General features: G+C 40.8%; 28 protein-coding genes. 7 read left to right on the plus strand and 21 right to left on the minus strand.

Annotated elements, in window-relative coordinates:
- Nucleotides 1-39 precede the first annotated feature (39 nt).
- Both ntdP and mutY read right to left on the minus strand, forming a co-directional pair.
- On the minus strand, nucleotides 40-591 hold the full coding sequence (gene ntdP, locus MGG13_RS08950; protein WP_133431582.1) for a nucleoside tri-diphosphate phosphatase: 552 nt from the start codon (nucleotides 589-591) through the stop codon (nucleotides 40-42).
- Nucleotides 592-657: 66 nt separating this feature from the next.
- Nucleotides 658-1,692, minus strand: coding sequence for an A/G-specific adenine glycosylase (gene mutY, locus MGG13_RS08955; protein ID WP_239034644.1), 1,035 nt, complete (start codon nucleotides 1,690-1,692; stop codon nucleotides 658-660).
- 78 nt (nucleotides 1,693-1,770) lie between these two features.
- Here mutY and MGG13_RS08960 point away from each other — a divergent pair, with 78 nt between their 5' ends.
- Nucleotides 1,771-2,757 carry a metal-dependent hydrolase gene (locus MGG13_RS08960; protein ID WP_239034645.1) on the plus strand — a complete coding sequence of 329 codons (987 nt, stop codon included), beginning with the start codon at nucleotides 1,771-1,773 and terminating at the stop codon, nucleotides 2,755-2,757.
- A gap of 26 nt (nucleotides 2,758-2,783) precedes the next feature.
- Here MGG13_RS08960 and MGG13_RS08965 read toward each other — a convergent pair whose 3' ends face one another.
- From MGG13_RS08965 to MGG13_RS09000, 8 genes are all read right to left on the minus strand, one after another.
- Nucleotides 2,784-3,542, minus strand: a complete 759-nt coding sequence (locus tag MGG13_RS08965) for an ABC transporter permease (RefSeq protein WP_133431579.1) — start codon at nucleotides 3,540-3,542, stop codon at nucleotides 2,784-2,786.
- A gap of 9 nt (nucleotides 3,543-3,551) precedes the next feature.
- Nucleotides 3,552-5,066: an ATP-binding cassette domain-containing protein gene (locus MGG13_RS08970; RefSeq protein WP_133431578.1), complete on the minus strand. Its 1,515-nt coding sequence runs from the start codon at nucleotides 5,064-5,066 to the stop codon at nucleotides 3,552-3,554.
- A gap of 15 nt (nucleotides 5,067-5,081) precedes the next feature.
- Nucleotides 5,082-5,402, minus strand: a complete 321-nt coding sequence (locus tag MGG13_RS08975; protein WP_239034646.1) for a YfhH family protein — start codon at nucleotides 5,400-5,402, stop codon at nucleotides 5,082-5,084.
- Nucleotides 5,395-6,183 carry a recombination regulator RecX gene (gene recX / locus MGG13_RS08980; protein ID WP_133431576.1) on the minus strand — a complete coding sequence of 263 codons (789 nt, stop codon included), beginning with the start codon at nucleotides 6,181-6,183 and terminating at the stop codon, nucleotides 5,395-5,397. The genes MGG13_RS08975 and recX overlap by 8 nt, the downstream gene beginning before the upstream one ends.
- A 34-nt stretch (nucleotides 6,184-6,217) precedes the next feature.
- Entirely contained in the window at nucleotides 6,218-6,928 is a 711-nt protein-coding gene (locus MGG13_RS08985; protein WP_239034647.1) for a glycosyltransferase, read from the minus strand.
- A gap of 131 nt (nucleotides 6,929-7,059) precedes the next feature.
- Nucleotides 7,060-7,578 carry a type 1 glutamine amidotransferase domain-containing protein gene (locus tag MGG13_RS08990; protein ID WP_239034648.1) on the minus strand — a complete coding sequence of 173 codons (519 nt, stop codon included), beginning with the start codon at nucleotides 7,576-7,578 and terminating at the stop codon, nucleotides 7,060-7,062.
- Nucleotides 7,579-7,638: 60 nt separating this feature from the next.
- The gene (rlmD, locus tag MGG13_RS08995; RefSeq protein WP_239034649.1) at nucleotides 7,639-9,009 is read right to left on the minus strand and encodes a 23S rRNA (uracil(1939)-C(5))-methyltransferase RlmD; all 1,371 of its coding nucleotides are present in this window, start codon (nucleotides 9,007-9,009) and stop codon (nucleotides 7,639-7,641) included.
- 10 nt (nucleotides 9,010-9,019) lie between these two features.
- Nucleotides 9,020-9,175 carry an SE1561 family protein gene (locus MGG13_RS09000; RefSeq protein ID WP_239034650.1) on the minus strand — a complete coding sequence of 52 codons (156 nt, stop codon included), beginning with the start codon at nucleotides 9,173-9,175 and terminating at the stop codon, nucleotides 9,020-9,022.
- Between the two features lie 132 nt (nucleotides 9,176-9,307).
- Between MGG13_RS09000 and yfkAB the strand changes: the two genes are divergently transcribed.
- Entirely contained in the window at nucleotides 9,308-10,450 is a 1,143-nt protein-coding gene (gene yfkAB / locus MGG13_RS09005) for a radical SAM/CxCxxxxC motif protein YfkAB (RefSeq protein WP_133431572.1), read from the plus strand.
- Between the two features lie 19 nt (nucleotides 10,451-10,469).
- Here yfkAB and MGG13_RS09010 read toward each other — a convergent pair whose 3' ends face one another.
- The 5 genes from MGG13_RS09010 to MGG13_RS09030 all read right to left on the minus strand — a co-directional run bounded on the left by MGG13_RS09010 (nucleotide 10,470) and on the right by MGG13_RS09030 (nucleotide 15,378).
- The gene (locus MGG13_RS09010) at nucleotides 10,470-13,013 is read right to left on the minus strand and encodes a YfhO family protein (RefSeq protein WP_239034651.1); all 2,544 of its coding nucleotides are present in this window, start codon (nucleotides 13,011-13,013) and stop codon (nucleotides 10,470-10,472) included.
- A gap of 102 nt (nucleotides 13,014-13,115) precedes the next feature.
- Nucleotides 13,116-13,628 carry an acyl-CoA thioesterase gene (locus MGG13_RS09015; protein ID WP_239034652.1) on the minus strand — a complete coding sequence of 171 codons (513 nt, stop codon included), beginning with the start codon at nucleotides 13,626-13,628 and terminating at the stop codon, nucleotides 13,116-13,118.
- A 64-nt stretch (nucleotides 13,629-13,692) separates the two neighbouring features.
- Entirely contained in the window at nucleotides 13,693-13,866 is a 174-nt protein-coding gene (locus tag MGG13_RS09020; protein WP_165983078.1) for a hypothetical protein, read from the minus strand.
- A 55-nt stretch (nucleotides 13,867-13,921) separates the two neighbouring features.
- Nucleotides 13,922-15,157 carry an aminopeptidase gene (locus MGG13_RS09025; protein ID WP_420827893.1) on the minus strand — a complete coding sequence of 412 codons (1,236 nt, stop codon included), beginning with the start codon at nucleotides 15,155-15,157 and terminating at the stop codon, nucleotides 13,922-13,924.
- A gap of 23 nt (nucleotides 15,158-15,180) precedes the next feature.
- Nucleotides 15,181-15,378 (minus strand): DUF1128 family protein, encoded by a 198-nt coding sequence (locus MGG13_RS09030; protein ID WP_239034653.1) that lies wholly within the window; start codon nucleotides 15,376-15,378, stop codon nucleotides 15,181-15,183.
- Nucleotides 15,379-15,501: 123 nt separating this feature from the next.
- Here MGG13_RS09030 and MGG13_RS09035 point away from each other — a divergent pair, with 123 nt between their 5' ends.
- The 4 genes from MGG13_RS09035 (at nucleotide 15,502) to MGG13_RS09050 (ending at nucleotide 18,938) form a co-directional block, all read left to right on the plus strand.
- Nucleotides 15,502-15,771: a YtxH domain-containing protein gene (locus MGG13_RS09035; RefSeq protein WP_133431568.1), complete on the plus strand. Its 270-nt coding sequence runs from the start codon at nucleotides 15,502-15,504 to the stop codon at nucleotides 15,769-15,771.
- Nucleotides 15,772-15,808: 37 nt separating this feature from the next.
- Nucleotides 15,809-16,813, plus strand: coding sequence for a YihY/virulence factor BrkB family protein (locus MGG13_RS09040; protein WP_239034654.1), 1,005 nt, complete (start codon nucleotides 15,809-15,811; stop codon nucleotides 16,811-16,813).
- Between the two features lie 9 nt (nucleotides 16,814-16,822).
- A complete protein-coding gene (locus tag MGG13_RS09045) occupies nucleotides 16,823-17,398 on the plus strand; it encodes a beta-class carbonic anhydrase (protein WP_239034655.1) in 576 nt (191 codons plus the stop codon).
- 148 nt (nucleotides 17,399-17,546) lie between these two features.
- Nucleotides 17,547-18,938, plus strand: coding sequence for a glycosyl hydrolase family 28-related protein (locus MGG13_RS09050; RefSeq protein WP_239034656.1), 1,392 nt, complete (start codon nucleotides 17,547-17,549; stop codon nucleotides 18,936-18,938).
- Between the two features lie 28 nt (nucleotides 18,939-18,966).
- Here the strand turns inward: MGG13_RS09050 and MGG13_RS09055 are convergent, their stop codons facing one another.
- From MGG13_RS09055 to map, 5 genes are all read right to left on the minus strand, one after another.
- Nucleotides 18,967-19,596 carry a response regulator transcription factor gene (locus MGG13_RS09055; protein ID WP_133431565.1) on the minus strand — a complete coding sequence of 210 codons (630 nt, stop codon included), beginning with the start codon at nucleotides 19,594-19,596 and terminating at the stop codon, nucleotides 18,967-18,969.
- 1 nt (nucleotide 19,597) lies between these two features.
- Nucleotides 19,598-20,617, minus strand: coding sequence for a sensor histidine kinase (locus MGG13_RS09060; RefSeq protein ID WP_239034657.1), 1,020 nt, complete (start codon nucleotides 20,615-20,617; stop codon nucleotides 19,598-19,600).
- Nucleotides 20,614-21,222 carry a cell wall-active antibiotics response protein LiaF gene (gene liaF, locus MGG13_RS09065; protein ID WP_239034658.1) on the minus strand — a complete coding sequence of 203 codons (609 nt, stop codon included), beginning with the start codon at nucleotides 21,220-21,222 and terminating at the stop codon, nucleotides 20,614-20,616. Before liaF ends, MGG13_RS09060 begins: the two co-directional genes overlap by 4 nt.
- A gap of 77 nt (nucleotides 21,223-21,299) precedes the next feature.
- Nucleotides 21,300-21,674: a hypothetical protein gene (locus MGG13_RS09070; RefSeq protein WP_239034659.1), complete on the minus strand. Its 375-nt coding sequence runs from the start codon at nucleotides 21,672-21,674 to the stop codon at nucleotides 21,300-21,302.
- 82 nt (nucleotides 21,675-21,756) lie between these two features.
- The gene (map, locus tag MGG13_RS09075; protein WP_239035710.1) at nucleotides 21,757-22,515 is read right to left on the minus strand and encodes a type I methionyl aminopeptidase; all 759 of its coding nucleotides are present in this window, start codon (nucleotides 22,513-22,515) and stop codon (nucleotides 21,757-21,759) included.
- An 84-nt stretch (nucleotides 22,516-22,599) separates the two neighbouring features.
- Between map and MGG13_RS09080 the strand changes: the two genes are divergently transcribed.
- On the plus strand, nucleotides 22,600-23,556 hold the full coding sequence (locus MGG13_RS09080) for an FUSC family protein (protein WP_239034660.1): 957 nt from the start codon (nucleotides 22,600-22,602) through the stop codon (nucleotides 23,554-23,556).
- 25 nt (nucleotides 23,557-23,581) lie between these two features.
- On the opposite strand, the gene scdA is transcribed toward MGG13_RS09080, so the two are convergent.
- Nucleotides 23,582-24,259 (minus strand): iron-sulfur cluster repair di-iron protein ScdA, encoded by a 678-nt coding sequence (gene scdA, locus MGG13_RS09085; protein WP_239034661.1) that lies wholly within the window; start codon nucleotides 24,257-24,259, stop codon nucleotides 23,582-23,584.
- Between the last annotated feature and the right edge of the window lie 136 nt (nucleotides 24,260-24,395).

The raw sequence follows: 24,395 nt of genomic DNA on the forward strand, positions 1-24,395 counted from the left end.
CCTCAAAATTAAGAATCAACCTATAAACTATAGGTTGATTCATTCTTCCATCATACGCTTCTGTAAATGAAAACGCTCCTGCCAGACTTTGATGAAGTCCGGCGCGAATGGTCCTTTTTTTCTTTCAATCCATTGCTGCAAAGTATCAACGTTTCTTCTAAGGATCTGATCGATTTCAGCGGGATAGTTCATCTGCTTCATATGCTGCTGGTATTCATCTTCATCAAGGAGATGATATTTACCATTCGGATAGACTTTGATATCTAAATCATAGTCGATATATTTGATGGCTTCTGTATCATATACAAATGGTGAAGAGAGATTACAGTAGTAATACACACCATCTTCTCTGAACATACAGATGACATTGAACCAGTATTCAGCGTGAAAATAAACTATAGCAGGTTCGCGTGTCACCCACGTTCTACCATCACTCTCTGTTACAAGCGTCCTGTTATTCCCCCCGATAATGACATGATTGGTCCCTTTTAAAATCGTTGTTTCAGACCAGACGCGGTGAATCTTGCCGTTATGTTTATAACTTTGGATCTGTACGTTCTGGCCTTCTTTTGGTATGGATTCTTTGACCATGTTCCACACCACCTAGTATTTAGTATTTGCATAAAATATTATAGCACAGATTGTGTATCATGAAACCTATTTGACTGTCTGGTAATGGTCAAAGATTTTTGTCATCGACACCGGGAATGTATAATCGCCTTTCTCTTCTATACCGATAAAACGGTAGTCACCGGACGCTTCATCCGTCGTTCGCGCTATGTAGACATCCAGCAGCCAGTCAAGGTGAGTAAAGCCATGTGTCACATGGTGAAATTTCTCCTTCTCATCTGCGAGCTTCATGTTCAGGGCTTCTTCAATGTCATCAATCGCCATATCTTCATCGAACATGGGAAACTGCCACATTCCGCCGAGGAGGCCGGTCTTCGGTCGCTTTGTAATGAGCATTTCTCCTTTATCATTGATGATCAGCATGACCTTGTAGCGTAGTTCTTTACGTTTCAGTTTTTTGATTTTTACAGGACGCTCAAGTACTGTCCCTGCTTCAAACGCTTCGCAGTGCTCATTGACAGGACAGAGCATACAGACTGGGTTTCGCGGTGTACATACCGTCGCCCCCAGTTCCATCAGCGCCTCGTTAAAATCACCGGCCCGCTCAGGAATGACCCGCATTACCTTTTCTTCAAAATGCTTACGGGCAGCGGGTTTCGCTGTATCTGTCGCATCATCATCGAGTCGTGAGAACACGCGGAAGACGTTGCCGTCAACTGCAGGATAAGGCAGATTGAACGCAATACTCATCACCGCACCTCTCGTATAAGGTCCGACCCCTTTTAATGCCAGAAACTTCTCGCCGTCACCCGGTACACTCCCATACGTCGCCTCCACTTCTCTCACAGCAGTCTGGAAATTGCGCACACGTGAATAATAGCCGAGTCCTTCCCAGTACTTCAGTACTTCATCTTCGTCTGCACTCGCCAGACTCTCAATCGTCGGAAAGCGTTCTATAAATCTTAAGTAGTAATTTCTGACTGTATTGACCTGTGTCTGCTGCAGCATGACTTCTGACAGCCAGATTTTATAGGGATCTTTTGTTTCCCGCCATGGCATCTCGCGCTTATTGATATCAAACCAGTCAAGGAGATGGTCTGCAAATGATTCTGGATTTTTCATATTTACACCTCTAAGTCATCAAAGTTTATGTCATTCATTCTGTTTTCATTTATAATAAAGAAAAAGGAGGATCGTCTTATGGATACAGCTACACACTTTGCAATGGGTGCTGCACTTGCAGGACTTGCGACTGTCGATCCTACGGTGACAGCTCATTACCCGGCGATTGCGATGGCTGTAGTCGTCGGTTCACAGATACCGGATATCGACACCGTACTGAAGCTAAGAAACAATGCCGTCTATATAACGAATCACCGTGGAATCACGCATTCTGTCCCTTTTACATTGATCTGGCCACTCGTCATTGTGGGCATCATCTCTCTTTTTATACCCGATATCAACCTGCTTCATTTCTGGCTCTGGACGCAGCTTGCAGTCTTTCTGCATGTCTTTGTCGACATCTTCAATTCTTACGGCACACAGGCGCTCAGACCATTCAGCAGTAAATGGATACAAATTGGTATCATCAATACATTCGATCCGATTATGTTCGCTATTTTAATAACAGGTTCTATACTCTGGGCGTTTGGACTGAACCCGGTCCCTGTCTTCCTGATCATCATAGCGATACTGGTCATCTACTATATCACCAGACGGTTGCTCCAGCAGTCTATACGCAAGCATGCGCTCAGTATACTGCCGCAGGATGAACATATCGTCAAAACATTTGTCGCCCCGACCATCCGCTTCTTCGAATGGCGCGTTGCTGTTGAAACTGACCGCTATTATTATATCGGCCGCAGCTATAAACTGAATGTCAACTTCAGCGACCGTTTCAAGCGGACACCCATGCCGCCGGAAGAGATTATGGCCGATGCCAGAAAAGATTCGAATTTAAAAGCATTTCTGAGTTTCAGTTCTATCTACCGCTGGACGCTTGTCGACAGACCGCACGGCTATGAGCTCAGATTCATCGACCTGAGATATCTGAAGAATGGCCATTATTCTTTCGTCGCCATTCTCAACCTCGATTCAAATTATAAGGTCACACATAGTTATACAGGCTGGGTGTTCTCAGAAGATAAGTTACTTAAAATCTTGAACAATAACCCTATCAAATCATAACAATAGGCTGCTGAATCTTCAGCAGCCTATTTCTTATTGATTTCATCCTTTAGTTTCTTATAGAAATAGAAAGTCCAGATATACAGGAGCACCAGTTCACAAAAAAACAGCAGATGCAGCGGTATATTATAAAATGCAACCTGCCCGAGCACGACAGATGACTGGAAACCATTGACTAAAAAATAGAACGGATTCAAACTGAGCACTTTGATCGCAAGTGCCGGCAGCTGTGTCGGTACCCATAAGATGGAGACTGATATCATGAGGACTGTTAAAATCAGAATCATGTTTCGCTTCATATTCCGGCTGTAGTATTTCAGCAGACTAAGTATCAGACCAACTGGAATCAGAATCAGATAGGTCAGCACCAAGAAATAAAAAACACCGAGTGTACTGGGTGTCATATGAATATGGTTAGTAAGAGCAATGACCAACAAGAAGACGAAAGACATCATAAACTGCAGCAGAAAATTAATGATCTGTACATTGATCAGTACATAAAGCGGCAGACTCGTGATATTAAGAATAAAGCCACGTCTCGACAAAATAGAGCTCGAAAAATAAAGGGCACCAGCCACCCAAAAGAACAGAAGATAGCCGCTCAGCTGAAATAAAAGCCGTGATTTGTCTGTTTCTGTCGGCGAAAAAAGATTCATCAGAAACACACTCAGAAAAATAATGCTTAAATTAAATAGCAGCCACCAGACATATTGTTTCAGATTATAGCGTAGTTCAATAATCGTATTTTTTATCATATAAGGGAAGTATGTAATTAATTCATTCATTGCATCCACCTATCTCCGGAAATAAAGCCACATGTCTGATTCAAAATCAGCAACAGCATAGCCATTATCCACTTTAACAATCCAGTTGTTATCTTTAATTCCAAATTTCTTTTTCAGTTTGTCAGCATTTCTCATCGGAAAACGGAGCCCGCTCACCTGGTTCTGATTATTGAACTGCAGATATATATCATTTTTCGTCAGCTTAATGACATAACGCTGACGTTTTTCAGGATAAAGTCCTTCTTCTACTTTTGAGCGGCTCGCCCCAAGAAATCCATTGAAGAACTGATGAAAGTTGACATAGTTACTGTACATATAAGGATTAAGTTCATCAAAAGTTCGTTCGTCATAGAGTGCCGCCGGATTGATATAGAGCAGATTTTTCTTTGCCATCTTCATCTCCTTATCTTCAAAAGAGATGCGGTAATCATCTGTGCCAATACCTGTGATTTCAACAAGTGAGCCTTCAGGTAACTGGGCTACAGTCTGTCCTTTAAAAGTAATAGGACTATTTTTCCGGACGACAGCAAGGGCATATTTATCGGTATAGACGACCCGCTGCTGATTGATAGCTGTCGGTTTCTCGTCTACTTCAGGGGTATACTGCACGTCCTTAAGAATCAGAATAAAGAACAGTGCGCTTAGCACCAGCAAAACAAGTGATGTCAGCAGCCACTTCTTCAGGTCACTGTCCATATACGAACGCATATGTCTATTAATACGTTTATAGTTTTCAGGCTGGTCGGACTGTCTCTGAATTTTATAATCCAAATCGAAAAGGTCTTCTTTCTGAGTTCCTTGAACCGCTTCAAAGCGTTTATAATAATCTACATAATCAGCGAGCACCTCGGTCGTGTCACCTGACTTTCGAAGCTGTCCGTGGCTTAACCAGCTGACGTAATGGGCTTTGTAAGGGATCAGTTCAGGTTTCTCTTCCATCAGCACGACGGCACTCTCTACTTCTGTCAGCGCATCAATGACCATCGCAAATTTTTTCTTGAAAGAAGCTGATAAATGACGGGTTAAATCGTTATAAATCACGACTTCAGGCTCAAGAAAATACGTCAGAGCTATAAGAAGCTGCGCTCGTTCTGCCTCGTTTAAGCCACTGACTTTTGCCTTCTCTTTTTCGGACAGTTCAGCAAACTTTAAAATATCCGCTTTCAGCTCAGAATATTCAGTGAGCGGAACATTATAGCTTAATAACACTGATTCTATAAACTGACTGACTGAATGCGTTGTCGTACTATCACTTGCGAGAAAAGTACTGACATTGTTTCTGACTTTACCGCTGCTAGGTTCAACTACTTTAGCGATCAGCTGACCCAGCACTGTCTTCCCTGAACCTTTTATCCCAGTAATTCCGAGTGTTTCACCTTTATAAAGATGAATGGTTACTTTCTTGATACTTGTAAATTTATTTTTCCCTGTTCCCTGTATACGTTCTAAGAATGATTGCTCCGTCTGACTCTGCCGGAAATATTTAGTTACATCTACTAATCTTGCGAGAATATCACCAGACATGTTCAAACTCCTTTATTAATCTAATTGCAGCAGTGAAAGAGGAATACCTTCCTCATGAGCGTCCCCGTTCAGTCTGAATCCCCAGGCAAAGACACCTTTTATTCTTTCTACTTTGAAGTAAGCAGCATCAGCACCTATTAAACGATAGACCTTACCAATCACAATTCGGTCAGGATCAACAAGATAACTCTCTGCTATCAGTGCTTTTCGCTGATAGACTTCATACTCATTGATCACGCCAAGCATCTCCGCTTTACGAGCCTTCTCCCGGTACATGACAATAGCTTCTCGTAATTCGTTTGCCGACATTTCCACTAATTTTTTATCTTCACTCATCTTCTATACCACTTTCCTTTAAGGCAGCATTGATCTCGTCATATTTAAATCCTTTACGCATCAATGCTGTAATCACTTTTGTCCGAAGCTCAAAGCCCGTTGTTTTCCTGGACCATTTATTGACTTGTTTCTCCAGTTCTTTCTGAAGCGCCTCTGTGTCCTGTATATTATTTTCCAGATAAGGCATGATGTTATTCAAATTATAACCTTTTTGAACCAGTGTTTGAATTGTTTTTTGACTGGCCATGTGACTGGATGTTTTACCCTGGTGTCTTTTCAGCTGTTTTTGAACCAGTTTCTGCATGCGCTCAGCAGTGATTTCTTCTGTGTATAGATCATAGTACTGATCAATCAGCGGCCGCTCAATGCCTTTTTCAAATAATTTCTGACGATAGATGTCCGGACCTTTATCTGTCGTATTCAGCATCGTATTCATCAGACTCTTTGCATAATCATCATGGTCAATATACCGATTGTCATAGCAGTACTTGATGACATCCTGAATCACATCTTCTGCTATTTCGCTCTTCTTCAGATGTTCCCTGATTTCTTTCTCTGTTCTTTTCTTATAGGACAGATAGACGACTGCTGAGTTAATCGCTCGTCTATAGTCATCATATTCTCTAATTGCTTTCAGCTTTTCTTCAGTCAGTATATCATCTTTACGCAGGTTAAATTTAACATATGTTGCACTGTCAATTCCCATATTGAAGTCACCATCAATATAGAGATTGAATCGATCTTTGTTATTCTTCTGTACTTCAATCTTTGTAATTTTCATTTATTCACTCCTCAAAAAAACTAACGCCTTAGCGTTAGTTAGTAGTGGGTATGCCTGCAATAGCCTCATTATACTGTGCATCTGTGATCAAGCTTTGATCGTGCATCTTATCAAGTGTTGAACGCGTTCGTGCCTGCAGTGCTGTATCAATCTGAAACTGATCAGGATGATAAGTGCTTGGCGCATTGATAGTACTTGCGAGAATGGCACTTTGCAGTACTGTAATCTGCGGCATGCCTGTATAGCTGGCATCTGTCGTCGTACCGAAATATGTATTGGCAGCCTCTTCTATATTATAGATATCATTACCAAAATAAATCGTCGTCAAATAAGCGCTGATGATTTCTGACTTAGAGTAATTATTTTCGATTCGCTTTGCAATCATCATCTCACTGATTTTACGGCTAAGCGTTTTTTCACTGGATAAGTATAAATTTTTAGCCAGCTGCTGCGTAATCGTACTACCGCCTTGTGAAGCCGACTGATTTTTAAGGGCGATTCCTATCGAACGCCCTGTCCCTTTCCAGTCAATGCCGTCATGCCGATAGAATCTTTTGTCTTCAACCGCAATAAATGCAGCGGGTGCATAGTTTGGCATATTTTCAGCCGAAACATAATAACGGTTAGCCTGCAGGGACTTAATGTCGTTCATATCAGCACTGGCCGTCTTGAAATAGAAGAAGCCGCTGACAGCAAGTACCAATACGATGATGACGATTAGTAGCCCACATCCTATTTTCTTCATATATGGCCTCCTTATCTTTAATCAACAGTTTAGCAGATTAAGGAGGCGCGTAATATGATTATACGCTCATTTTTACATAAATCAGTCTCGGGACCGAGATAAAAAAAACACCGCCGAAGCGGTGATTTTTTTTATTGAAGTGCTTTAACGATTGCTTGGTTAAAGTCTGGCAGGTCATCAGGTGTTCTTGAAGTAACCAGGTTATTGTCTACAACTACTGATTCATCTACTACTGTAGCGCCTGCATTTTCTAAATCTTTACGTACTGATAAATAACTTGTCAGTTTACGACCTTTTAATTCATCTGTATCGATTAATACTTGTGGACCATGGCAGATTGCAAATACAGGTTTGTCTGCAGTTACAAATTCTTTAGCGAATTTACCGAAACGGCCTTCTTCGTCGCCACGTAACTGGTCAGGTGAGAAGCCCCCTGGAATCAGTAATGCATCATAGTCTGCTGCATTAACGTCACCAATTGCTTTATCGATTTTTACTTCTGTTTCTTCTTTTTTGCCTTTGACAGTTGAACCGGCTTCTTTACCGATTACTGTTACTTCATGGCCTTCATTTTTAATCGCCTCTACTGGGCTCGTATATTCTATATCTTCAAATAAGTTGTCTAAAACTACTGCTACTTTTTTAGTCATTATTAAAATTCCTCCTAAGTAGTGATAGTATAGTTTACCCGCCATTTACATGTTAAAACATTATAAGCGTCTTTTGCGGGACAACCGAACGACAGCTTCTACTTGAGTTGTCTGCGGAAACATATCTATCGGCTGAATGTAATCCACTGTAAATGCTTTCGTCAGATGCGCAAGATCTTTCGCCAGTGTCGAAGGATTCCGGCTGATATAGATGAAACGATGAGGCTTAATCTCATTAATGGCATCTATTTCATCTGCCGTGAGGCCTGAACGGTTTGGATTAATCGTGATAACATCCGGATAGAATCCGTCCTGAATCCATTCTTCCAGCTTATCGGCAGGCTCACCATGTTCAAATGTCACATTGTCGATAGCATTGGCTGATGCACTATAAGTCGCATTAATGATTTCCTGCTCATTGAGGTCTACGCCCTTTAAAGCACGTGCATGAGCCGTAAGTTTCAATGCACTGCCACCTGCTCCACAGAATAGGTCAGCGACATTCTCTTTACCTGTTAATTCTGCAGCTTCGACAACCGCCTCATATAGTACGTTCGTCTGTTTGATATTGATAGGAAAGGCGCTGACTGCTGTCACATCGTATTCTGTCATGCCAATTTTTTCGTGAATGGTTTCGTCACCGCTTAAAATGATAGTTTCCTCACCAACTAGTAAGTCGCGGTCATCATTGATGTTCAGCCCGAAGCTCGTCACATGTGGCAGACGCATAATCCGTTCACTGAGTAAATCTGCTTTCTTTAAATCAGGCGTTGTGGACACAAGAATCACCTGAATCTCGACGCTATCTTCAGCTACTCTTGTCATGATGTAGCGCACGCCTTCTTCTTTGTTGACGTTCTTCGCCACATCGATATTTAATTCACTCATGATCGCTTTAATGGACTGTGTTGTCTCCATTGTGCGTTTATCTTGAACGATACACTCATCCAGATCAATCAATGTATTCGATTGTTCTTTATAAAGGCCGGCACGGATTTTGCGTCCAGACTTCTCAACAGGAAACTGATTCTTACTGCGGTAACGGAAAGGTTTATCCATGCCGATGGTCGGTTTCACTTTATCAGCCTTAACATGTCCGGCATACTTTTCCATTGAATCGATAATAATCTGCTGTTTGAACTTCAGCTGTGCGTCATAACTCATGTGCTGAAGCTGACAGCCGCCACAGAGAAAGAAGACAGGGCAAGGTGGGTTTACTCGTTCCGGTACACTTTCCCTTACTTTCATCATCTTACCTTCTAAAAAGCGATTGCTGACTTTTGTGACCCGGACGAGCACTACTTCTCCTGGAAGAGCATCCGGTACAAACGTGATTTTACGTTTGAAATAACCGATACCTTCACCGTTGATTCCCAGCCTTTTAATAGTCAGAGGGAATTTCTGTCCTATTTTTACTTCTACATCTTTCATTCCAGTCCTCCTACTTGATCGACTTGACTTTTGCTTCTAACTGATTCAAAATTTCAAGCCATTCATCTATATCTGCCATATCAGTGGTTTCTGGATTTACACTATCAATCGTTTCGATGAAATCACTTAATTTTTCTTTAATTTCGTTTAATGATTCGTTCGCCATATTTATCCTCCTCGTCGCTTTATATCGCCCTTTATTATGAACGAGAAGTGCCTAACTTTCAATCTATAGTCGTTGACAACTTATATCAAGATGAGATAATGGTAAGGATTATTTCCGGAAAGAAGGACAATTATGTTAGTAACAAAACAACGTATTACCCCTCAGTTCGATCCTTGGGAAGCTTATAATGAAGTAGAGAAATACGGCGAAAACAAACTCTCGAATATCGAATTCACAACGACAACTTTATGCAATATGCGTTGTGCGCACTGTGCGGTCGGCTACACACTTCAAGTTAAAGATCCAGAAGTCATGGATATGAACCTCATTTTAAAAAGACTCGATGAAATCCCCCATCTCTCGACAATCAGCGTAACAGGCGGAGAACCGATGTTCTCAAAAAAATCGATTAAAGAAACCGTCAAACCACTTCTCCAGTACGCTCAGAACCGCGGCATTTATACGCAGATGAACTCCAACTTGACGATGCCCTACAACCGCTATGAAGATGTCTTCGATCTTGTGGATGTCATGCACATCTCGCATAACTGGGGAACGATTGATGAATTTGCTGAAGTTGGCTTCCATGTCATGGATAAAAAGCCGCCTCTTGCAGCAAGATATAAACTTTATGAACAGATGATCGAGAACGCCCGCAAACTATCAGAAGCAGGCATGTTCGTCTCTGCAGAGACCATGCTGAACAAAAATACACTGCCTCATCTGGAGAAAATCCATCACGAAGTCGTACGGGATATGAAGTGCGCGCGTCATGAGATTCATCCGATGTACCCTTCTGACTTTGCATCTGATATGAACATCCTGACGCTGGACGAGATGAAACAAGCCATACGCCATCTGCTGACGTTCCGTGATAAAGACACATGGATGCTCTTCGGTACATTACCTTTCTTCCCTTGTTCAATGGATGACGATGATCTGAAGCTACAGGAGACATTACATATGGACCCGAGCATCACCATCAGAAACGATCCTGACGGTCGCTCACGACTCAATGTCAATGTCTTTACAGGTGATGTCATCGTTACAGATTTCGGTGATGAGACAGGTACTATCAACAACATTAAAACACATTCCTTGCAGTCCATTTATGACAAATGGCAGGCAAGTGCTTTGAATAAACAACTGAACTGTCACTGCGCGCCTGTTAAATGTTTAGGTCCTAACCTGCTGGTCAAAAACATGTATTATCCGGGCGTTGATTTCAAGAAACGTGAACAGACCATGCATGAACAATTTAATCATCTCAAATAAAAAACGAAGTGAAAAGATTTCACTTCGTTTTTTGATTTGAACGCCACATCCATAAGGCAGTTAAAAACAGACCGACAATCATCATCACTAAGCCCCATTTTAAGTAAGGCGGTGTGTACTTAATGATGACATGCTTATCATGCTTATCAACCTCTACGCCGGTCATCAAGTAATTGACCGCCTCAACTGGACGTTCTTCACCATCAACGTATGCAGTCAGACCTTTCGTATAAGGCATCGGCAGTACAAGTGTACCCTTGTCACCTTGTAAATCTACTGAGAACCCTTCTTTTTGCTGCTTGAATGTTAATGGTTTATTTTTATATTTTGCGTACGCCTGTCGTAACGTCTGATAATCTTCACCTTGTACAGACTTAAGTTCAATGTGATATTTGCCTTCAGGGAATGTGATACGTATTTCATTGGCTGCTTTCACATTCATAACAGCATCTTTAGCCTGACGTCTATATTTATAGTTCTTCTTCGGCTTCATGACTTTCTTCTCGTTCACCTGTACATAGAAATCCTGATCCTCAGGCGCCATAATATCTGTTTTCATTGTCAGATAGAGTTCTGTATAAGGTTGGATCTTTTTAGAATCGAACGACAGGACAAGACCACCACCATCTTCTTTTACATCAAGTGTGTTGTCTTTAAAATTCGCCTGTTCAGTCGAAATTTGAGCCTGACCTAGTAAATCAGGTGCCTGGAAATGGCCAGGTGCGCCCTCTTCTTTTACTACCCCTTCCAGCATCGCGTGTTCTCGTTCAAGCGCATTATGGAGAGAGGAGGCAGCATATGTCTTGTCAGCTACTCTGACACTCGGCAGAGGATAAGGATTGCTCAGTACATCATAATGTTTAGTCGATGTGAATCCGCCTGTCTTGTTAAATAAAGGAGAGGCGTCCTGCTCTGCCGTGATATAGTCATCGACGTTCAACAGACTAGCCAGGTTCTCACGTCCTGATAGGCGTGCATAATAACTGTTCTTCTGTTTATCCTGTGCAATCTGCAGGTCATCTTCATAGAATTCAAGGATCTTCTTATCAAAAATACTTGAGTACAGCATCGTGCCATTATAGCCGTAATACATCGGTGTATTAACAGATGAATCATCATTCAGACTGATACGTCTCAAATCATCCTGCTGTTCTTTTTTCAGCTTATCAATCTGCTGCTGCATCTTATTGTTATAAACTTCACTGTAGAAATAATCATCTGTCTTAAAATACTGATGCTGGACACCATAATGATAATCCTGAATCAGTGTCAGCTGACAGAGCGCAATTCCGAATATGATCATCATCAGCCATTTTTTACCTGGTTCTTTTAAATAGAGCACCATCATCAGCAGAATAAGCGGAATATAAAGAATCCAGTAATGAAACTGCATAAGAACAAGAGCTGAAACGAAAACAACCAGAATAACAGGCACTGCAGCTAGTAACAGTTCACGAGTAGAAATTTCAGCGAGATGCTGAATAAACAGTGCTGAGAGTATCGCTGTCGAGAACGCTAGAATATAGACCCATCTGCGCTGCGGCATGGAAAATCCATTGAACATACTGCCGACATAAGGTGTCAGTGAGCCGAGCATCAAAATCCATGTCGCTACTGCAAACAATTTATAGTAATAATGTCGATATAATTTAAAGGTAAAAAGCGCTATAACGGCCACAAATATAACCACAAGGTGAAAACCACCGTAAAAAATATTATTATTGGACGACCATTCAATCAAGAGCGGCACATGAAGTTTCTCAAGCGTGCGGTCATTATTGAAGAATGACGTGACCCCCGATATGAAACCGATATTACCGACCATAAATCCGAGAACTGCCGCAACTATTGTTTTTAACACGGCCTGCTGTCTCGTCAACTGGTCATCAGGATGACGGCGTATAATCCTGAACAGGAAATAGATGCCGACTGCTATCATTTCGTAGTAAGCAAGATAGAAGTTCGAGAATACTGTCACTGCGATACTGATGATAAAGATAAACGGCTTGTTTCTTCTGAGTAAACGCTCGAGTCCTAATATAGAAAGCGGCAGGTAAATCATGACATCACTGAAAAATGACCATGTATAAGTAAAGTAATAGAATATGGTTGACCAGCTGTAAAGAATGGCAGCGAGTATAGCAGACTTCGACTTAAGACCTATTTCCTTTGCAGCGTAATACATCGCGATAAAGACAAAACTGCATTTCAGTATTGCTGTTACATACTGCATATGAATCATCTGCGTAATGACATCTGCATGATTAAACAGCTGATAAACTACCAGCAGTATAAAGGTTACATAAGACACGAGTGATGTCGCATAGTAATAGCTGAGACTGGTAAAGTAATCACCTCCCAGTCCAAAAGAAACATCATAGAAAGTTCTCGACTCCTTGAAATGTTCATAGAGATATACCTGAAACGGTATCATCTGCTTCATGCCGTCGCCTTTACCGATATAAAGTACACCGTGTACTACATATCGATATAGATCCGGCAGATAAAAAATCACACTCATGACTAATGCGATTGCGGATATCGTCATAAAACGTTTTAACATCATTTGGCCCTCTGGTTCTGTCTATTTTTTCCTTTGTCATTATAACAAGAAATAACCTATAAACAAAACGACACCAGTAAACGACTGTTTACTGGTGTGTTCTTACGTATAAAGTTTGGTGGAAAAGAAGTTCAGCAGTTCTTTGCTGTAGACAGAACGTTCTTTTCGTTTAATCGCTCGTTCAGCGCCAGACTGATTCAGCCATTTCTGATCATCATCTTCTGCATAGACTTCCGGGACTTGTACAGGATGATTTTGCTCATCAAGTGCAACAAATGTCAGGAAGCTGACAGCAGCCAGTTCCTTTCTTTCTTCCAGGATGTTCTCTGCAATCACTTTTGTAAATACTTCCATTGAAGAGTTGCCTGTATAAGTGACGAGCGCAACAAGTGATACAATATCACCTGGCCGGATAGGTTTGACGAAGTCCACTGAATCTGTCGAGGCAGTCACCACTGAATGTCCGCAGTGTCTCGTTGCCGCAATAGAAGCGACATCATCTATCATCGCCATCAATTTGCCGCCGAACAGCGTATTGTGATGATTCGTATCAGACGGAAAGACCTGCTGTGTTTTCACTGTTCTCGACTCAGACATTGATTTTCTTTCTCTCATCCGTTTTCTCCTCATTTTTTCTACAAGAAAGGAGATAGTCTCCTATCTCCCCTGTTGTACTTATTTAGTGTAAGTCATCTGCAAAGACTTTCTTCTCGAGTGCTTCTTCTGGCGTATCGATAATGTCGGCCTCTCTAGAATCGAAAGCGTGTCTTAAGAAGAACATTAGCATGCCACCGAAAGCGAAAATCGAGAAAAGAAAGGCGATAACAACAAACCACATCATAGCTACTGACATGTTCAGCCTCCTGCTCTTAACAATATAGAATTATCATATCATTATATACCCAAAATTAAAACGCCCAATTACCATTTACGAAAATAGGTTCTTCGTTACCATCTGCTGTAATCCCGCTGATATTCATCTCAGCATTACCAATCATGAAGTCCTCATGCGTAATGGACTGATTCAGACCTGCCGCATCAAGTTCAGCATCTGACATCTCTTTTCCGCCTTCCAAACAGAATGGATAAGCAGAACCAAGGGCTAAGTGACAAGATGCATTCTCATCAAATAACGTATTGTAGAAAAGTGTCTGGCTGTTCGAGATAGGAGAATCGTGCGGCACGAGCGCGACCTCACCCAGCTGCACAGCATTTCCATCAGACTCAAGCAGACCTTTCAGAATATCATGACCCACTTCAGCGTGATACTCAATCACTTTACCGTCTTTGAACGTCAAAGTGAAGTTATCAATAATATTTCCGCCGTAGCTCAGTGGCAGAGAGTTTTTCACTGTACCGTTGACCTGATCCTGATGAGGTACAGTAAATACTTCTTCTGTCGGCATATTCGCCATAAATTCAATGCCTTCAGCACTTACTGAAGAAGCACCGCACCAGATATGTCCTTCCGGCAGACCAATCGTCAGATCTGTACCCGGCGCACTGTATTTCAGCGCTTTATAGGCTTTTTTATTTAAGTAATCTGCTTTGATATGAAGATTGTGATTATGTTCTTCCCATGCTTTAACCGGGTCCTCTTCATTGGCACGAACTGTATAAAGCATTAAATCAAGCAGTTTATCGACCGCTTCTTCTTCAGTTAATTCCGGGAAGACCAGTTTTGCCCATGCTTTTGATGGATATGCAGCAACAGTCCATGGAAATTGATCAGATTGCATCATTTTCATATATTCCCGGAATGCATTACCGTTTGCACGCATCATCGCGCTCACTTTATTTGGATCGGCTTCTTTTAAGTTCTCCGGACTTGAAGAAATCAGCGCTAGTTGAGCAGCACCGCTTTTTGCATAATCCATACGCTCGTCGACGATATACTGCGGCACTGACTCGAACGCTTCCAGCGGACGATATTGAAGATTGAGCTGCGCCAGACGGTCATCTCCGTAGATGACTTTAACATCTTCAGAACCTGCTTTATAGGCTTCTTCTACAACTAAGTGTACAAATTCAGCTGCATCAATTGTCGTGCGAATATATACTCTCTGCTTCGGCTGTACATTCATCCCCACATGAACGAGAAGCTGAGCGTATAATCTTAATTTTTCCTCTTGGTTTGCAATCATGTTTTAATCCCCTTTATTTAAAGTTATTTTCTAAGCTGTCCAAGCGCATCTGTAATCGCTGCAATTTCACTTGGTGATACATTATCACGCTTCATGACCATCGTATGAAGATCTTTTAAATCTTCTTCTCTAGAATCATCGATATCTTCCGCATTGATGACCCCTTTATTGATTAATTTCAATTTTGACATAATATCTTCTAACATGGCTTCTTTATTCATTACTGTCCTCCACTGTCTTTTAGCATAAATTCTGAAAAAATCTCATCTGTAACAAGTTTACCATATAATATATTAGGATATATAATAGTATTATCAACACACTAACTTAATGGAGGAATCATCATGAATAACAAATTAATTCCTGGTATGCTGATTGGCGCTGCTGTAGGTGCAGCTGTTGCAATGCTCGACAGAAATACTCGTTTTTCTGTAAAAAATCAAGTAAGTAACGTGAATGAATTACGTAAAAACCCATCTAATGCTAAAGATAAAGTAGCAGGCATCAAAGATGAAATCATGTACTGGAAAGATCAGATTGAAGAAATTCGTCGTAACAATCCAGAACTTGAAAAAGCAATTCTTGATACTAAAGATATGCTGACTAAAAAATAAGAAATACTTTTTACTTATATTCTGAGGAGTGATTCATATGGCTGAAAAGCAGAAGAGCTCTTCTAAATTTTTGACTCAGGCGGCTAATCCGTCTGGGTCAAAAAATTTAGATGAGAGTTATGTTAAAACACAGAAGTTTCAATCTAAGGATGCAAAAAAAGCAGATGAGGAACTTCATGTATCTAAAATCAATAAACCTGTTAAATATAAAGAAGACGGCAATTTTCTGCAACGTCTCCTTTACCGTATCGGAAAAGATGACGCATCCGGCTTAGCTGCTCAGCTTGCCTACTATTTCCTGCTTGCCCTTTTCCCTTTGCTTATTTTCTTATTAACTCTTTTACCTTTATTTAAATTAAAACCAGAAACGATTACAAACTTTATCGCAAGTAATGCTCCTGGTGATACTGCGAACACTATTAATACAATTGTTAGTGACGTCATGGCCAATTCATCTGGCGGCTTACTGTCATTCGGTTTAATTGCTGCATTATGGTCTGCTTCAAATGGTATGACTGCTTTAATGAATGCATTTAATGTGTCTTATGAAATAGAAGATGCCCGTAACCCGGTAGTTGCTAAACTGCTCAGTGTTTTATTCACTATTATCATGATTTTAGTTGTAGCGATTACCCTCGCCTTACCTGTATTTGGTGAACAGATCGGTAATTTATTATTCGGTAAGATTGGTCTCGGCGATCAGTTTGTCTGGGTCTTTAACCTCGTTAAAATCTTGCTTCCAGTAATTCTGACATTTGTTGTGTTCACAACGTTATATGCTATTGCTCCAAACATCAAATTAGCATGGAAATCCGTATTACCAGGGGCTCTCTTTGCAACAGTTGCCTGGTTAGGTGCCAGCTATTTATTCGGACTTTATGTCAATAATTTTGCGAATTACTCTAAAACATATGGTAGTATTGGTGGTGTCATCGTTCTGATGACATGGTTATATTTAACTGGCTTCATCATCATCATTGGTTCGCAAATCAATGCAATCTTGCACCAGAAGAAGACAGGTCAGTTACCTACTAAACGATAGGAGACAATCATGACATTATTAGAAGAGATTCTGAACTACAATTTGAAATTCGTTGAAGATAAGACGTATGAGAACTACGAAACTTCAAAAGTACCTACAATGAAAGCTGTTATGCTGACTTGTATGGATACTCGTCTTGTTGAACTGTCTACAAAAGCGCTCGGTTTTAAGAATGGTGATGTTAAACTCGTTAAAAATGCCGGTGCAACAATCACACATCCATATGGCTCTACGATGAGAAGTTTGCTTGTCGGTATCTATGCTTTAGGTGCTGAAGAAATCATCATTATGGGTCATAAAGACTGCGGCATGGGCGGTATCAATGTAGAGCAAGTGCTAAACACAATGAAAGACCGCGGTATCAAAGAAGAGACTATTTCAATTTTAAAACATTCTGGCATTGATTTAGACCACTTCTTAGGTGGATTTTCTGATGTCAGAGAAAATGTACGTGCCAATATTGACCTGGTCTATAACCATCCACTCTTCGATCAAAGCGTACCTGTTCATGGGTTAGTCATTGATCCACATACTGGAGAAGTAGAACTGATTCAGAATGGCTATGAAAAAGTAGTAAAACAATAGAATAATGCATTTAATACTGCTTCTACAAAGTTTTATCATGATTAAGACTTTTAGAAGCAGTTTTTTTGAAAGGAGTCAGCATTTGAAAAGCCTAAAGTATATTATTTTAATTTTCTCTCTATCAACTCTAATAGCATGTCATAATGAATTGCCAAAAGAAGCTCCAACTCAAGAAATCCCGTCGACAGAAAAGGTACAGACTAAACAGATCAATGTTACTGACTTCGGTGCAAAACCTGATGACAATAAAGACGATACTGTTGCATTTCAGCAAGCTATAGAACAAGCTAAAAGTCAGCCGACAGAACTTATCGTTCCAGAAGGTGTCTATGACACAAATAAGACGATTGAGGTCACAGGCATCCAGCATCTGCACATTAAAGGACATCACGCAGTCATCAAACCTAAAAATCCAATGACGAATCCGCCTGAATTTTATGCCATGAATTTATCTGGAGAACGAGAGAAACTCGCACAGATTGAAATTGAAGGCTTAACGATAGATGGCAGTAAAAATCCTCAAGATCTTTACTTCACGATGAAAACAGCGAAAGACTTCTATAAGACACCGATGTCTAAAGGGTTCATCATCAACAATACTAAAAACGTCAATATTCATAACGTCAATTTCCGCCATATGTACGGTGGCTATGCAATTCATTTAGATGAATATAGAGATGTCAACATTCATCACATCAATTTAAAAGATGTCGGAGGCGATGATATTACAGATAGTTTTGGAATGGTTGTTTACCTTGGCGGTCACAAAGATGATGCTCTCGTCAATATCGACCGAGTTGTCTCAAATGCCAAAACATCGAAACGTTCTAAAGAATATATGGGTTGGATTGGTGTAGTCCTTGAAAATGGCAGTATCCAGTCGAAGGATAAATCTAAATGGCTAAAAGATCAGAATACAACGGTCAATGTGACTAACTCAACATTCAATGACTATGAAACGACTTTCCACGTTGAATCGACGTACGGCAATGTCTACTTTAATTCAGACAATATTAAAACTCGCACGAAAAGCTATTTCATTGCGGCTGGTATTAATGGTGAATTCCTTGAGCGCTCTAACCAGATAGAACTGGATCTACTCCCTTACGGACGCAATAAAATTGTGCACGGTGTTTATTACACTGAAGGTATGGATCCAGAAAAATATAATCTTGCTATGTATAATTCTACAGTCAACAACTTAGAAATAGATGGAAAATCAACGCCTATTACCGCTGTCTATGGACACGACACAATCGGTCATTTCTATAACACAACATTTAATGGTGTTAATAATGCACTCGTCTATAATGCCTCAGGTTACTTTAAAGATAGTGTGATCAATCTAACAAAAAACAATAATAAAGATAAACTGGGTGTATTCAGTAAATCATCTCAAAAATTAGACTTAGGTAACTCACAGGTCAATGTAGGCGGATCAGAAAAAGCTTCTAATGGTAAAATACCTGATAAAGTAAAAGCTTCCGACAAACCTGTTGAAGAATCTAAAGATACGACGGCACCCGCCGAAATCAAATAAACCCCTATGCCTGAGGCATCGGGGTTTTTTACTGACCATCAATCAGATGATGTTTAAATGCATAGATGACCGCTTGTGTTCTATCCTGTACTTCCAGTTTACTGAGGATGTTACTTACATGAGTTTTGACTGTTTTAATGGTAATATGACTGGCGTCCGCGATTTCCTGGTTAGACATACCGCTCGCTATCAGGAGCAGAATCTCCATTTCGCGTTCTGTCAGCATGTCATAGAGCTCCGCTTTCTGCTGCAGACGATTACGCATCTTTGTCATGACTTCTGCTTCAAAGACTGTCTCACCGTTAAACGTCTTCCGCACGACATCCGCGATACGGTCAGCGCTTGATGTCTTAAGGATATAACTGTCCACACCAGCATCGAGAGCCGCATAAACTTCTTTATCGTTGATGAAGCTGGTCAGCATGATTACTTTTATTTCTGGCATGGAGCTTTTGATAACTGCTGTTGCTTCAATCCCGTTCATCTTATCCATCACCATATCCATCAGGACGACGTCAGGTTTCAACGATTTCGCTTGTTCGATTCCTTCCTGCCCGTCGCTCGCTTCGCCGACTACTTCTATATCCGGCTGCGTCGATAAAAAGCTGGAAATCCCTATTCTGACCATCTCATGGTCATCTACGAATAACACTTTCATATTACCCCTCCTCATTGATTGGAACTTTTATTTCTATACGTGTACCGCTGTCAGGTGCTGAAATAATCTGGCATGTTCCGCCGATTTCAAGTGCACGCTCTTTCATGGTATTAATACCGTAACGTGTTTCATCTCTCGTTTCCAGGTCAAACCCTCGACCATCGTCAGTGATACGAAGCATGAGACTTTCTGGAATCGGAAACAGCTCTACCGTCAGTTTGTGCGCTCTTGCATGACGCAGTGTATTAGATATGGCTTCCTGAGTGATACGGAACAGCTGATCTTCTATTCCTTTGGACAACTTTATCGGTGTCATATCCAGTTGTATATCAAGCGGTGTCTTCTGTTTCAGGTCCATCGTTAAGTCTGTAATACCATCTACCAGGGATTTGTTCTGCAGCGCGAGCGGTCTTAAATGCAGCAGAAGAGCGCGCATCTCCTGCTGCGCTTCGTGCAGCATTCGTTCCAGCAGATTCATCTGTCTGGTCATATCGTCACTGAGTTCCCGGGCCTTGACCGCTGATAACATCATACTTGCTGCAAAGAGCTGCTGACTGACTGAATCATGCAGTTCACGTGCCAGACGCTGTCTCTCTTCCTCAACGATTTTTTTGACGACCTGCTCGTTCACACCACTTGTCACAATCTGGTTCTGGTGCTTGATCGTCCGGATTGTCTCGTTCAGCTTGATGATGGCATTGAAGACCTCTCCTGCCTCCGGATGTAATTCTATTTCATTAGATGACCGGACGTTCTCACCGTCATCTAACGCTCGAATCTGATCTTTTAACCAGGCATACTGCTCATTCTGCTTGTAAGCCACAAGCGATCCCATAATGATACACGATAGAATCACAATGACATTGAGAAAAAGCCAGGCAGGTACTCCCATGATATAAGAAGTCAGCATGCCCTGGAAATAGATGATATTCGTGAAAATCCTATCTAAAATATAGAAAGTAAATAACAGACTATAGATAAGTATCAGCATAACGCCTATATGACGTGTATAATTATTCATCGATGAATGACCTCCAAGTCACCGATAATTGAAGAGACCATCACTTTAATCAGGACACCATTAGGATAGTCAGGCGTTAAATAAGTCAGCCGCTGATTTTTAGACCGCTTCGTAAAGTCATCGACAGTCAGCTGTCCATAAAGAGCTGAATAATCTACTTTAACCTGATAATGGTGCGGAACAATAATCGTTGTCTTACCGAGAAGCTGATGAACAACAATGACATTTTCCTGTCGCAAGTTCGCTGCTGTCGTCAGATCGATTAAGATATCTCCTATGGCATGCTGAAGGTGTATATCATCAAACTTATAGACCTCATCCGGTGTTTTCTTCGTATTGAACCAGTTCTGACTGGATACCCTTAGATCATTGTTCTCGACAGTGATGACCGACGGCTGTCGTCTCGCGATTAAGTACCTGAGTGACAGTATAATCAGGAAACTGAAGAGCAGAATCAGTGTATAAGGATTTGACAGCATGCCAAAAGCGATCAGCGCAATCCCTATCCAGAGCAGCACTAATCCCCTCAGCTTTTTTTTATAGAACTGGCTACTGTAGACGAGTAGAAATCCGACAAGCAGGACCAGTATCATTCCAGTCTTCATAAAAAATAAATAATACAGGTTTGAAATAATGAGTAAAATTATAAATGTAATTAAGATTTCAGTTGAAACTAAATGTTTCACATACTCACTTCTCTTTCATTCATCTTCTGTAGCATCATTATCTCATATTGCATTTCTTCTTTCATACTTTCAATCATAGCAAGTGACACTTCAATTTCATGGAGTTCACTGTCCAGCTGGTTCAGCTTATTAATATGCATCACACGATTAGAACGGAACTCACGCTGACTGCCATCTTCTGAATCAATCACCGTTAATTTGAAGTTATAATGGTCGTATTGTTTCAGCAAAGATTCCTGCTCATTCGATTTAACTGCTTTTTGAACATTTAAATCTGTCAGTCTGTGCTGCAGTTCGGCTATTTTATCGAACAGACTATGGTTGATCGCTTTTTTGACCGTTTTGGTTAATACAGATGTAATTCGGCTCATAACATCCTCTCCTTATTATCCTCATTATAAAAAAAGTTCCTCAGGACGTAAAACGTCTGAGGAACGATTCATCTCTCAGACTTTAGTCTGAGACGCGTTCTGTTAAAAGGAGCGGACCTTCTTTAGTCACCACGATCGTGTGTTCAATCTGAGCAACATAACTTCTATCTTTTGTTTCAAATGCCCAGTCATCTTTACCATCGCCGACAATCGTTGCTTTAGAAGAAATAAACGGCTCAACTGCCAGGACCATTCCTTCTTTCAGTAGTACTTTGTCGTGTGGATCGTAGTAGTTCAGAATATGCTGCGGCTCTTCATGCAGACTTGTTCCGATACCATGACCTGTTAAGTTCTTGATAACTGTCACATCATTCTTACGTGCTGTCGCATTGACCGCACGACCGATCTGACTGAGTTTTGTACCTGGTTTCACTTTTTTCATTGCCTCCTCAAAAGCCATAAGTGCTACATCGACGACTTTCTGTTTCAATGGATCAGCGCTCTCACCGACCACAAATGAAATACCTGTATCCGCATAATAACCGTCTTTACAGCCAGAGACGTCTATATTGACGAGATCGCCTTCTTCGATGACACGTTTACCCGGAATACCGTGTGCTACTTCTTCATTCACACTGATACAAGTATATCCAGGGAAATCATATTCAGTGATAGGCGCTGACTTCGCGCCGAGCTTGTCAAACATTTCACCAGCGATATTATCAAGCTCTTTCGTTGTGATACCTGCCACTGTTTTTTCTTTCAGCGTATCTCTGACTTCAGCGACAATCTGTCCAATCGCTTTTAATTTTTCAAGTTCCTCGTTAGATTTAATAATCATCATATCTCTTCTTTCATTTGGATTGTTCCTATATTATAACAAACATTTAATGGTATACTAAATTTAAAAAATGGAATGATAAGGATGAACTTAAAACATATACTCGGTCCGCGGATTATCAAGACAGGTCTCGCGACATTTCTGACCGCTCTTATTTGTCAGCTCTTAACCCTTCCTGCGATATTTGCAGTTATCACTTCTATCGTCTCGATTGAACCGACTGCTAAAGCATCGCTGAAAAAAGCCTATATTCGTTTTCCGGCCTCCATCATCGGTGCTTTTATTGCGGTGATGAGCACCTATTTTCTCGGTGATTCACCTCTTGCCTATAGTCTCGCAGCGACAGTCACTATTCTAGTCTGTCATCAGCTGAAATTATTTGACGGCATGCTTGTCGCCAGTCTGACAGCTGTCGCTATGGTGCCTAATATTCATGATGCATTCGCGTATAACTTCTTCTCACGACTCGCAACGACTACAATCGGTCTGACGACTGCTGGACTTGTCAATTATCTGGTACTGCCACCGAAATATCAGCAGCAGATTCAGAATATCATCGGCTCGATCGAACAAGACAGCGCTGCCCTTTTTATCAGACGCAGCAAAGAAGTACTTATCGGAAACTTCACTTCTGAAGAAAGCATGCATCTGCTGGAAGCCATCAACTCCAAAATCAGCAAAGTCCATCAGCTCATTAAGTATGAGCATGAGGAATATCAGTACCATCGTGATATGAATCGAAAACGTGACATGACGAAAATAGAAAAACGTCTGCAAGTTGACCAGCTCATTATTCTGCATTTATCCAATATGATCTATATGCCGGATCACCAGTACTTTGACTTTTCTCTCACTGAACGTAAAGCATACGTCCAGATACTTGAAGCCATGACTGAGAGAAGACCAGTACCGGCACCTGCACTTTCAGTCTTTAAATCCAGCGTCAAACACCTCAACGAATTCGATGACAATCAGTTAAAAAGCCATTATATATATGAGCTTCTTATGATCCAGAAACTAATGAAAGACCACCTGACTTAAGTCGGGTGGTCTTTCAAAGTTTAATCTAGAAACGTTTGAATAAAACGTTATTCTCTAAATGCACATGATTGAAAGTATCTTTTTCAAGCTGCTCTAAACGAGCGAAGACAAGACGATAAGTCCCGCATGCTTCAAGTGGCGGTGTAAAATCATGAGTCAGCTCTCTTAATTTTTTGAGTGCATGACCGGCATTTTCATGTTCTGTCTCCAGTTCATCAATATGCGGTTGCAGCTGTACACGTAGTTCATCTGTTGGACTGTTCGTATACTCTACAACAAGCGGAAAAACATTGTCATCTTCATCCTGTGTATGATCAAGCAGTTCATTTTTGAGTGCTGTAAAGACTTCTTTGATTTCAAGTAATTCAGGATGGTTGTCACCATGAACTTTCGCGACTTTAGTGACATAAGGCGTCAGGTTTTTCATTTCTTCACGCAGCGGCACATGATATTTGTTTTGAATATAATTGATCAGACTCGCATTATCCAAATACTGAACATCAAGACCTTCTCCAGCATTACCTTTTTGAAGACCATTAATTTCATCAAGCAGTGTTTCAAGCGGAGCACTTTTATCACTGATCGCTTCTGCTAATGGAATCTGACCACCGCAGCAAAAATCAATACGATTACTTCTGAATATATCTGCACTTTTCGGAATTTCTTTAACGATATCTGCGACTAGCATTTCTTTTGTGATCATGGTGTAGCCTCCTGTTTTTACTTTTATCTCTTAACATCTTATATTATACACTTAAAAGATATATTTTAAATACATCTTTTAAGTGTTCTTATTATTGTCAAAAATAAAAGCACCGTATCAAATGATACGATGCTCG

It is taken from the genome of Macrococcus brunensis (assembly GCF_022343725.1).
GTDB classification, from domain to species: domain Bacteria; phylum Bacillota; class Bacilli; order Staphylococcales; family Staphylococcaceae; genus Macrococcus; species Macrococcus brunensis.